This is a genomic window from Nocardia sp. NPDC060259, assembly GCF_042728775.1.
Lineage (GTDB): Bacteria > Actinomycetota > Actinomycetes > Mycobacteriales > Mycobacteriaceae > Nocardia.
The window spans coordinates 1-10268 of the sequence record NZ_JBHXAY010000163.1 but is presented as its reverse complement, the minus strand read 5'-3'; the positions used below and the strand labels follow the sequence as shown (position 1 = coordinate 10268).

Below are 10268 nucleotides of genomic sequence, written 5' to 3'. Positions count from 1 at the left end.
CCTTCATCGCCAGCCTCGAGCACTTCTTCGCCTGGCTCGGAGACTGGATCCTCAACGCCGACTTGGAGAAACACCACGCCGACCCGCGCATGCTCGACCTGTTCCGCTGGCACGGCGCCGAAGAGGTCGAACACCGCAATGTCGCCCACGACGTGGCGATCTACTTCGGCGCGGGCTATCTGCGACGCGCGGTGATGATGATGATCGTCATCCCGATCCTGCTCGTCCTGGTCCTGCGCGGCACCCGCTACCTGATCAACCAGGACCCGGGCATGCCGAACATCGGCTACCCGATGCTGCTGTGGCGGATCCTGGGCGCGATGCGGCGCGGGGCGCTGCCGCGACTGCGCGCGCTCGCGATCAGCGCGCTGTCGACGTTCAACCCGCGCTATTCGCCGAACACGGTCGGGTCGACCGAGCAGGCGATCGCGTACCTCGCCAAATCTCCCGCGGCCAGGGCGGCGAACCAGTGACCCGCCCCGTCCCCACCGTGCTGCCGCCGGACCTGTACGGCAAGCACCTCCACGATCCGACCATCCGGGTCCTCGACCGGATCGCCACCGCGAAGGTGAGTCTGTCGACGCTGATCAACCGGGGCAAGCTCGAATCCGGCGTGGACGACAACCGTTTTCCGGTCGTCGTGACCGATCGGGTACTGGTCGCGGCCGACGCCGATGTGGTGAGTCTGCGCCTCGAGTCGCCGTCCGGGCGCAGCCTGCCGCGCTGGCAGCCCGGCGCGCACATCGACCTCGAACTGCCATCCGGCCGGATCCGCCAGTACTCACTGTGCGGCGACCCCGCCGACCGCGGTGCCTACCGGATCGCGGTGCGCCGCATCCCCGACGGTGGCGGCGGGTCGATCGAGGTGCACGACGAGCTGGCGGTCGGCACGGAACTGATGGTGCGCGGCCCGCGCAACGCCTTCCTGTTCGCCCCACCCGGCCGCGGATCCACCGCGCGCCGACTGCATTTCGTGGCGGGCGGCATCGGCATCACCCCGATCCTGACGATGGCCAGGGCCGCCGACCGGCTCGGCGTGCCGTGGACGATGGTCTACTGCGGCCGCACCCTCGACACCATCCCGTTCCTCGACGAGATCGCCGAGTTCGGTGACCGCGTCACGGTGCGCACCGACGCCGACCACGGCATCCCCACCGCCGCCGATCTGCTCGCCGGCGTCGACGGCGACACCGCGGTGTACTGCTGCGGACCGACCGTCATGACCGCCGCGCTCCTGAGCGCGATCCGGGACTTGGACGGCGTCGAATTCCATTCGGAGCGTTTCTCACCCGCCCCGGTCGTCGACGGTGACCCCTTCACCGTGCACCTCGCCGCCACCGGCGAGGTCCTCGAGGTCGGCGCCGACGAAACCCTGCTGACCGCCATCCTGCGAGCCCGCCCGAACCAGCCCTACTCCTGCCGCCAGGGCTTCTGCCGCACCTGCGTCGTCCGGGTCGTCGCCGGCTCCCCCGACCACCGCGACACCGTTCTCACCGACTCCGACCGTGCCGAGGGAAACACACTCGCGTGTGTATCCCGTTGCCACGGAGACACTCTCGTTCTTGACCTGTAAGGTCAGATGTCGATGCGGCGCGCGAATGTCGGACCCGGTTTCTACACTCCGGGGCGTGACGCTCACCCTCGCCGATCTCGTCGGCTACACCGATCGCGGTCTCGACACCGATCTCGCCCACTGGTTCCCTGACGCCGACCCCGTCGTCATCCCCGCCGAAACCCGTTCGGTGGCACCATTTCTCGAGAAGCTGGCCCCTGCCGATGCCGCCGCACTGGCAGCCTTCGACCGCCGGGTCCGCTCCGGCACGCTCCCCCAGTTCCTCGACATCTTCGACTGGTCCTACGCGTTCGACTTCGCCGGCAACGACTGCGCCATTCTCGATGCCGACTACACCACCGAACTCACCGACGAGGACGTGTTCTCCGTCGGCGCCGACGGCGGCGGCAACCTCTACGTCGTGCTCACCAACGGCCAAGTCGCGGTGTGGTTCCACGAGGAAGAGGTGCTCGAGGGCGGGACCCGTTTCGACAACCTCGACGTCTTCCTCTGGTCGTTTGTGCGCTATCGAGCGGTACGGGCGGGCAAGCTCGCCCGCACCGACGTCGAGGCCGACTTCACCGCGCTCGGCCAGGACGGCGCGCTGGCCGAGAACCTCGGGCTGCTGAGCATGATGGCCTAGCCCTTCAGGTCCTGCCCCTGGGTGCTCAACCCGCGGCAAGCTCGCCGATCGCCGCGCGCAGCCGCGCGGTGGCATCGGCGACGACGGGATCGAGCGCGGGCTCACCGGTGATCCTCGCCATCAACTCGGGGTTCATGGCCTCGACGATGACGGTGTCGGTGTCGCTCGCGGTGCGCTCGCGGCGAACGACCACATTGCACGGCAGCAGCAGTCCGATCTGCCGGTCGATGCCGACAGCGCGATGAGCCAGGGCCGGATTGCAGGCGCCGAGAATGAGATAGTCCTCCATCTCCTCATCCAGTTTGGCTTTCATGGTCGCGCGCATATCGATTTCGGTGAGGATGCCGAATCCCTGGGCGGCCAACGCCGTTCGGGTGCGCTCGATCGCGTCGTCGAAGGTGGTGTGCAGGGTGGTCGACAGGGCCAGCTCCATAGCGGATTCCTTTCGGTCAGGACAGGCGCAGAAACAGTGGCCGGCTGGGTGACCACGTCCTTGCAATCACGGCCCGCCTCGAACATGGCGCGTTCGGACCGATGATGCCGGTTCCGCACATCGCCCACCTCACCCGTGTCAGGTGAACTTCATCGGACGGCGTCTGGTCGCTGGAACTGCGCTATGCTGGCCCAGACAGCAGCGCCTTCTGACAGGCTTGGGCTGCGGCGTCACCGCCTCTCGGCACGATCCCTGCGCAATCAGCGCGACCACCAGATCGAATGCCTTCTTCTTCCCGGTTGTTCTCTGACGCCGGATGTCTGTCCTTTCCCGAGATCGATCGCCGCACCACCGTGTGTCGGCCGATCGATACACACTGCACGGCCTCGACCCCAACAGAATGGAGTGAAAGCCCATGAGTACCCATGGAATTACCGATGGTGCCGAGCGAGCGATCATCGAGAACATGCTCGACCGCAACCGCGCCGCACTGATCGAGACCGCACGCGGCCTGTCCGAGGCCGACGCCCGCAGGCGACTCGTCGCGTCGCTGACGACACCGATCTCCTTGCTCAAGCATGCCGCCGCCGCGGAACGGATCTGGTTTCAGCGAATCTGGGCGGGACTGGACGAATCCGAATGCGACGGATACTCCCGCCGCGACGAGGGCACCTTCGCCGTCACCGACGACGAGTCCCTGGCCGATGTCATCGCCGAGTTCGAGCGCGCCAGCCGGCGATCACGGGAGATCGCGTCCCGTTTCGACCTCGACGACACCGTGGACATTCCCCGCGAGGGAAAGGTCAGCATGCGCTGGACACTGCTCGCCATGGTCCAGGAGTTCGCCAGGCACGCCGGTCACGGCGATATCCTCCGCGAACAGATCGACAATCGCTCCACCGCCATACCGCGGAGTATCCAGCGCTGAATCGCCGGCGATTCCGACGGAAAGTCGTCGGGACCGCTAGACGACCTTGGCATCGATCAGCATTTTCCAGATCTCGCCCTGGTCGACGACCTCGACGCCGAGCTTCTCCGCCTTGGTCAGCTTGCTGTCACCGACTCCCGCACCGGTGATGAGCAGGTCGGTGTTCGCCGAGACCGAGGACGCCGCCGTCGCACCCGCCTGCTCACACAGGCGTTGAAATGTCGGGCGGGCGACCTTCTCACCCGAACGCGGGTCGCTGATGGCGCCGGTGATCACCACCGTCTTACCTTCCAGGGGCGCGCCTGCCGCGACGACCGGGGCGAGGTCCTCCGCGCGCACGTCCAGGTCGACACCCGCCGCACGCAACCGCTCCAGCTCCGGGCGCAGGCGAGTCAGGTGGGCGACCAGCGAGGCGGCGACCTTCGGTCCGATGTCCTCCACCGCGACGAGTCGTTCCTCGCCCGCGTCGGCGACCTCCTCCAGGGAGCCGAATCCCGCCCGGGCCAAACGAGCCGCGGTGCCGTCGGAGGCCATCGGGATGGCAAGGCCGATCAGCGCGCGGCGCAGCCCGACCTGGCGACTGGCATCGATCGACTCGATCATCCGCGCGGCCGAGACCTCGCCGATGCGGTCGAATTCGAGCAGGCGCTCCTGGGTGAGGGTGTAGAAGTCCGAAGGACGCTCCAGGATGCCCGCCTCGGCGAGGCGTTCGATCCACACCTGCCCGATGGCGTCGATATCGGCGGCGGCCCGCGAGGCCCAGTGGATCAGCCGCCGCACCGTCTGGGCGGAGCAGGAAACATTGGTGCAGAACAGCTCTCGGCTGTTGCCCTGTTCGGTCACCGGCTGCCCGCACGAGGGACAGACGGTCGGCGCCACGATCTCGCGCTCCTGGCCCGTCCGCTTCGCCGCGTCGAGCACGCCCGCCACGAACGGGATCACATCGCCCGCGCGGCGCACCAGCACGGTGTCACCGATCTTGATGTCACGGGCGCGGATGACCTCCTGGTTGGCCAGCGTCGCTTTCGTGACCGTCGTGCCACCGACGAAAACCGGCTCCAGCCACGCGACCGGAACGATCTTGCCGGTCTTGCCGACGTCCCAGACCACATCGGCCAGCACCGTGGTCTTCTCCTCGGCGGCGAACTTGAACGCCAGCGCGCCACGCGGCGAGTTCGACCGTGTTCCGGCCGCCGCGTAGGCATTTCGGTCGGCCAGCCGCAGCACCGCGCCGTCGAGGTCGTAATCCAGTTCGTTGCGGCCCTGCTCGATCGCGGTGATCGCCGCCTGAGCCTGTACGGCATCGATGCACAAGCGCATCCGCGCACCCTCGACACCCAGCGCCCGCAACCCTTCCGCGAGGTCGACCGCGGCGCCGCCCGCGGAGGTGTCCAGGTCGAAGCCGAAGAACTGCAGACGGCGCTCGGCGACCGTCGCCGGATCCTTCGCCCGCAGTGTGCCTGCCGCGGCGTTGCGTGGATTGATCAGTGGTTTGTCCGGATGCGCCGTGTTGTAGGCGGCGAAGGTCGAACGCAGCATCACCGCCTCGCCACGCACCTCCACCCGGCCCGGAACATCGATCCGCTCGGGAACGCCGTCGACCAGGGCACGGACCAGCATGGTCACATCGTCTCCGGTGGTGCCGTCGCCCCGGGTCACGGCTCGCACGAAGCGCCCGTCTTCGAAGACCAGGGCCAGCGAGAGGCCGTCGAGCTTGGGCATCACCACCACCGGCTGACCGGGGAAGCGGTTGAACAGTGCCTCGACCTGCTCGGGTTTGGTCGCCTTCTCGAGCGACAGCATGGGACGCGAATGCCGGACCGGAGCGTGCAGCACCGCGGGCGCGCCGACCTGCTCGAGCGGATTCGGGTCGGGCGCGAGGTCGGGGTGTGCCGCGATCAGCGCACGGAGCTCGTCTTCGATCCCGTCGTACTCGGCGTCGGCGACCAGCGGCGAGCCTTGATAGTAGGCGTCGCGCAGCGCCACGATACGGTCGGCGAGTTCTTCGATGCGTTCCCCAGTTTCCACAGCACGCGACGCTACCGATCCCCACCGACAACTCTGCCGCCGAGTAGGCGGAATCCGGGTCAGGACATCGCTGCCCGCCGCGCCGCGACACGCACCCACACCTGCGGATCGGTGCGCGGTCCGCCCGGAGTTGCTGCGCCGTACCGCTGGATCTGGGCGTCGAGGTCAAGGGGCGCGGTCATCGAAGTGCCAGGGGCCAGTGCGTCCTCGACGTGTTCGTCGGGCACCAGCCAGCACACCTCGAACTCGATGCCGTCGGGGTCGCGGGCGTAGAGCGCCTTGGTCGACCCATGATCACTCGCCCCGGTCAGCGCGTGCGCCGCCGTCAGCCGGTCCCGGGCGGCCGCGAGCTCGGACAAAGTGTCCACTTCCCACGCCACGTGATAGAGCCCGACCGAGCCCGCCGGACCGGCCGCGGGCATCCTGGCCTGGAAGAGCCCGAGGTCGTGGTCGTTGGCCGAGCCGGGATGGCGCAGGAAGGCACCGCCGGGAAATCCTTCGGCGAGCCGCTCGAATCCGAGCACGTCCTCGTAGAACGCGATACTGCGCGGCAGATCCGCGACGAACAAGACGATGTGGTTGATTCCCCGCATCTCCGGTGACCTCCTGGCTCGATTGTTCTCGACCCCTCACAGTCCCACGGAATCGCCCCTCGGCAACACCGGATGACCGGGGAGCGGGACACCGACGCCCACCCGCGGCAAGCACCGGGCCTGCCCCACGCCACCTGCCGACTAGTTCGACGGACTTGCCGTGCAGGTAGCTTCTTTCCCACTCGGGCCGGCACCACCGGCCGACCGACCCCACGTCGGAGGATCGACGACGACCGGTGGTGTATCGACCGGCGGCCAGGTGGTCCAGGCGGCAGCGGCGGCGTGTTCGGCGACAGATTTTCCCCAGTTCCACATCGTTTCGCCCCTCCCCGAGCTCATCCGTGGTCTCACCAGGCTATCGGGCGACGTTTGCAGTGCGCCAACGATTTTCGGCAACGCAGGAGGGGCTGATCCCCTGTGCGGCGGCGAGAATCCTTACCGCACAGCGGGACTCGCCTAGCTGAGCGTCTTCAGCGTTGCCGCGTCGTACGGCTTCAGTTCGTCGATCCGGCCGCCGAGGACCTTGGCCGCCCACTCGGGGTCCTGGAGCAGGGCGCGGCCGACGGCGACCATGTCGAATTCGTCGCGCTCGAGGCGGTCGAGGAGGTTGTCGAGGTTGCCGAGTTCGGCGCCCTCGCCGGTGAAGGCGCGGAGGAAGTCGCCGTCGAGGCCGACCGAACCGACGGTGATGGTCGGCTTGCCGGTGAGCTTCTTGGTCCAGCCCGCCAGGTTCAGATCCGAGTCGTCGAACTCCGGGAGCCAGTAGCGGCGGGTGGAGGCATGGAAGGCGTCGACGCCTGCCGCGGCGAGTGGGGCAAGGATCGCCTCGAGCTCCTGCGGGGTCTCGGCCAGGCGCGCGCGGTAGTCCTGCTGCTTCCACTGCGAGTACCGGAAGATCACCGGGAAATCGGGCGAGACGACCGCCCGGACCGCCGCCACGATCTCGGCCGCGAACCTCGTGCGGGCCACCGGGTCGCCGCCGTAGACATCGTCACGACGGTTGGTCTGTGCCCACAGGAACTGGTCGAGCAGATAGCCGTGGGCACCGTGCAGCTCGACGCCGTCGAAACCGATGCGCTCGGCGGCTGCGGCGGCCTCGGCGAAGGCGCCGACGACATCGTCGAGGTCACGCTGGGTCATCGTCTTGCCTGCCCCCTCGGTGCCGTCGGCGCCGATCCCGGAGGGACCCATGGCCGGGGCGTCGGGGTAGGGCTGCTCGCCCTGGTTGCGGACCATACCGATGTGCCACAGCTGCGGCACGATCGTGCCGCCCGCCGCATGCACGTCCTCGGCGACCTTCGCCCAGCCCGCCAGCTGCTCCTCGCCGTGGAAGCGCGGCACCCGGTCACTCTGCCCGGCCGAATCGTGGCCGACGTAGGTCCCCTCGGTGACGATCAGGCCAACCCCGGCGGCGGCGCGGCGCGCGTAGTAGGACCGCACGTCGTCACCGGGGACTCCGCCCGGGGAGAACATGCGCGTCATCGGCGCCATCACGATGCGGTTCGGGACGGTCAGGCCGTTCAACATAACGGGCCGTGACAGGACCTCGGCGGTGCGGGAGGCGTCGGACGCGGTGACGATCACTGGATGCTCCTTGTGGCTACTTGACAATGTCGATGGTTGAGAACTTCAAGCAATACCGACACCGTAGAGGTAATTATTTGAGATGGTCAAGTTTCTGCGGATAAAGTGGTGTCATGACAGAAGCTCCCCGCGTCGACACGGCCCAGCTCATGGAGCTGCTCTCGGTGTCGCTCGGCGCCTACTACGGGGACTTCACAGCCGCGGCGGCGAGTGAGAACCTCACCGCGAGCCAGGGCAAGACATTGACGGTGCTCCGCCGCGGGCCCGTCGCGATGCGCACCCTGGCCAAGGTCTTGTCCTGCGACGCCTCCAATGTCACCGGCATCATCAACCGGCTGGAGAAGCGTGACCTCGTGCGCCGCGAGGCCAGCCCCTCCGACCGGCGCGTCACACGTCTGGTCATCACGCCCGAGGGCGAACGTGTCACCGACGCGATCCGGGCGAAGATGCACGCCACCCAGGATGGCCTGAACAGCCTCGGCGACCAGGACCGCGACCGCCTGTACACCCTGTTGGAACGGGTCTTCCTCTCCCGGCGCTGAACTCGTCATCCGCCCGATACGGGCATGAAGGAACTCCGCTACTCCGGGGCATGAACCATCAGTGCCGGTGGGAGGCGAATTGCGTTCGGGCTGAGCGGAATCCTGTTCGTCGGCAGAGGCGTCGGTTTGTATCGATGACATGGCAACACAGGTAGCGCCGGCCGCCGAGAACCGGCTGCCGATCGCCGTCGAAGCGAGAGTGCGGATCCCCTACGAGCGTCAGGGATGAACGCGCCGCGGATCAGCACGCTGGCGTTCCTGACCCCGGGCAACTACCTCGACGACGATCCGTACAGCGGTCTCGAGGACACGTTGCAGCTGTTCGAGTTCGGCGAGCGCCTCGGATTCGACGGCGCGTGGGTCCGGCAGCGACATCTCGAGCACGGCGTGGGTTCGGCGGCGGTCTTTCTGGCCGCCGCCGCCCAGCGTACGAGCCGGGTCGAGTTGGGCACGGCGGTCATCCCGATCGGTTACGAGAGCCCGTTCCGGCTGGCCGAGGACCTGTCGCTGGCCGATGTGCTGTCGAAGGGCCGCTTGCAGCCTGGCTTCAGCGCGGGGACCCCACCGCATGCCGACCTGATCGGCGATCTGGTCTTCGACGGCGACTGGCGTAGTTTCGACCTGTCCTACAGCCGGGTGGCCCGGCTGGTCGAGAACCTGCGCGGCCCCTACCTCGGCGACGCCGACACCGTCATCCACTCGCCGGGCAACACCCAGCGCCCTCGGCTCCAGCCGCACAGCCCCAGCCTGGCCGACCGCGTCTGGTACGGCGGTGGGAGCACCCGGTCGGTGCGCTGGGCCGCGGAAAGCGGGCTGAATCTGCTCAGCGGCAACATCGTCTTCGGCGATCGCAGCGACGATTTCGCGACCGCGCAGCTGGGCCTGATCAGCGACTACCGCGCGCGGATCGAGCCGTCGCGACCGGCGCGCGTCGCGGTCGGCCGGGTGATCGTTCCGTTCGACAGCGCCGATCGCGCGACCCGCGAGCGGTACCGCGCCTATGCCGCGAGCCGCCACGACCGCACCCTCGGCCCGCAGGGCGAGCGGCGGGTGCTCTACGCCCCCGATGTCGTCGGGACCGCCGAGCAGATCCTCGAACAGCTGCGGGCCGATCCCGTCCTCGCGCAGACCAGCGAACTACGTCTGGAGCTGCCCTACGAGTTCCACCGTGCGGACTACGAGCAAATCCTGCACGACACGGTCGAGCTGATCGCTCCCGAGCTGGGGTGGAAACCCGCGCTCGGCTAGGTCGCGGCGAGATGCCTGCCCTCGGCGAACTCCTCGACGATCTTGGCGCAGAACGCGGGCAGATCACGGGGGTTGCGGCTGGAGACCAAGCCGTTGTCGACGACGACCTCCTCGTCGACAACGGTGCCACCGGCGTTGCGAATGTCGGTGCGCACGCTCGGGTAGGAGGTGCGTGTGCGGCCACGGACGGCGTCAGCTTCGACAAGGGTCCACGGTCCGTGGCAGATCACCCCGATCGGCTTGCCGGTGGCGGCGAAGTCTTTGACAAAGCGCACCGCCGCGGGATCCTGGCGGAGTTTGTCGGGATTGGTGGTGCCGCCGGGCAGGATCAGGGCGTCGTAATCGTCGGGGCTCGTGTCGGCGACGCGCCCGTCGACGGCGAAGGTGTCGCCCTTCTCGACGTCGTGGTTCATGGCCTGGATGCTGCCGGATTTCAGCGAAAGCAGTGTGGTTGTCGCGCCCGCCTCCTCGACCGCCGCGCGGGGCCGGACCAACTCGACCTGTTCGACCCCGTCGGTCGCGAGAATGGCGACCCGCTTTCCTGTGAGCGTCCGTTCGGTCATCGTTGATTCCTTCCGGGTCGGGCGTCGGTGATTGCCTTCTGGTGGCGGTACCGCGGATTCCGGGCCCTAAACAGGATGACCGAAGGTGGGTCGCGAACCGTTCGTGTGCTCTGACGGAAGGAGAAACCGCAACTGCCGTCGGCCCCGCAGGGGC

Annotated in this window: 11 protein-coding genes; 6 read left to right on the top strand and 5 right to left on the bottom strand. The window is 68.1% G+C overall.

Features of this window, described 5'->3' with window-relative positions; translation table 11 throughout:
• The 3 genes from ACFWF2_RS32515 to ACFWF2_RS32505 all read left to right on the top strand — a co-directional run.
• Positions 1–473, top strand: a 473-nt coding sequence (locus ACFWF2_RS32515; RefSeq protein WP_379311312.1) for a metal-dependent hydrolase, incomplete at its 5' end; no start/stop codon positions are given.
• A gap of 32 nt (positions 474–505) precedes the next feature.
• Entirely contained in the window at positions 506–1573 is a 1068-nt protein-coding gene (locus ACFWF2_RS32510) for a PDR/VanB family oxidoreductase (protein ID WP_379311313.1), read from the top strand.
• Between the two features lie 55 nt (positions 1574–1628).
• Complete coding sequence (locus tag ACFWF2_RS32505; protein WP_379311311.1) at positions 1629–2195, top strand: hypothetical protein; 567 nt, start codon at positions 1629–1631, stop codon at positions 2193–2195.
• Positions 2196–2220: 25 nt separating this feature from the next.
• On the opposite strand, the gene ACFWF2_RS32500 is transcribed toward ACFWF2_RS32505, so the two are convergent.
• Positions 2221–2628: a DUF302 domain-containing protein gene (locus ACFWF2_RS32500; protein WP_379311310.1), complete on the bottom strand. Its 408-nt coding sequence runs from the start codon at positions 2626–2628 to the stop codon at positions 2221–2223.
• A 415-nt stretch (positions 2629–3043) separates the two neighbouring features.
• On the opposite strand from ACFWF2_RS32500, the gene ACFWF2_RS32495 reads away from it, so the two are divergent.
• Positions 3044–3556, top strand: coding sequence for a DinB family protein (locus ACFWF2_RS32495; protein WP_379311309.1), 513 nt, complete (start codon positions 3044–3046; stop codon positions 3554–3556).
• 36 nt (positions 3557–3592) lie between these two features.
• Here ACFWF2_RS32495 and ligA read toward each other — a convergent pair whose 3' ends face one another.
• The 3 genes from ligA to ACFWF2_RS32480 all read right to left on the bottom strand — a co-directional run bounded on the left by ligA (position 3593) and on the right by ACFWF2_RS32480 (position 7761).
• Complete coding sequence (gene ligA / locus ACFWF2_RS32490) at positions 3593–5584, bottom strand: NAD-dependent DNA ligase LigA (protein WP_379311308.1); 1992 nt, start codon at positions 5582–5584, stop codon at positions 3593–3595.
• Between the two features lie 59 nt (positions 5585–5643).
• Positions 5644–6177 (bottom strand): VOC family protein, encoded by a 534-nt coding sequence (locus tag ACFWF2_RS32485; protein WP_379311307.1) that lies wholly within the window; start codon positions 6175–6177, stop codon positions 5644–5646.
• A gap of 456 nt (positions 6178–6633) precedes the next feature.
• Entirely contained in the window at positions 6634–7761 is a 1128-nt protein-coding gene (locus ACFWF2_RS32480) for an NADH:flavin oxidoreductase (RefSeq protein ID WP_379311306.1), read from the bottom strand.
• A gap of 113 nt (positions 7762–7874) precedes the next feature.
• Between ACFWF2_RS32480 and ACFWF2_RS32475 the strand changes: the two genes are divergently transcribed.
• Entirely contained in the window at positions 7875–8303 is a 429-nt protein-coding gene (locus ACFWF2_RS32475) for a MarR family winged helix-turn-helix transcriptional regulator (protein ID WP_379311305.1), read from the top strand.
• 225 nt (positions 8304–8528) lie between these two features.
• Positions 8529–9551: an LLM class flavin-dependent oxidoreductase gene (locus ACFWF2_RS32470; RefSeq protein ID WP_379311304.1), complete on the top strand. Its 1023-nt coding sequence runs from the start codon at positions 8529–8531 to the stop codon at positions 9549–9551.
• On the opposite strand, the gene ACFWF2_RS32465 is transcribed toward ACFWF2_RS32470, so the two are convergent.
• Positions 9548–10114 carry a type 1 glutamine amidotransferase domain-containing protein gene (locus tag ACFWF2_RS32465; RefSeq protein WP_379311303.1) on the bottom strand — a complete coding sequence of 189 codons (567 nt, stop codon included), beginning with the start codon at positions 10112–10114 and terminating at the stop codon, positions 9548–9550. The two genes, ACFWF2_RS32470 and ACFWF2_RS32465, sit on opposite strands and share 4 nt — an antisense overlap.
• Between the last annotated feature and the right edge of the window lie 154 nt (positions 10115–10268).

What these genes read in the sequence shown, in the direction of transcription:
- ACFWF2_RS32485 (WP_379311307.1), bottom strand. Translation starts at nt 6,177, where the DNA reads ATGCGGGGAATCAACCACATCGTCTTGTTCGTCGCGGATCTGCCGCGC.
- ACFWF2_RS32475 (WP_379311305.1), top strand. Translation starts at nt 7,875, where the DNA reads ATGACAGAAGCTCCCCGCGTCGACACGGCCCAGCTCATGGAGCTGCTC.
- ACFWF2_RS32500 (WP_379311310.1), bottom strand. Translation starts at nt 2,628, where the DNA reads ATGGAGCTGGCCCTGTCGACCACCCTGCACACCACCTTCGACGACGCG.
- ACFWF2_RS32495 (WP_379311309.1), top strand. Translation starts at nt 3,044, where the DNA reads ATGAGTACCCATGGAATTACCGATGGTGCCGAGCGAGCGATCATCGAG.
- ACFWF2_RS32465 (WP_379311303.1), bottom strand. Translation starts at nt 10,114, where the DNA reads ATGACCGAACGGACGCTCACAGGAAAGCGGGTCGCCATTCTCGCGACC.
- ACFWF2_RS32470 (WP_379311304.1), top strand. Translation starts at nt 8,529, where the DNA reads ATGAACGCGCCGCGGATCAGCACGCTGGCGTTCCTGACCCCGGGCAAC.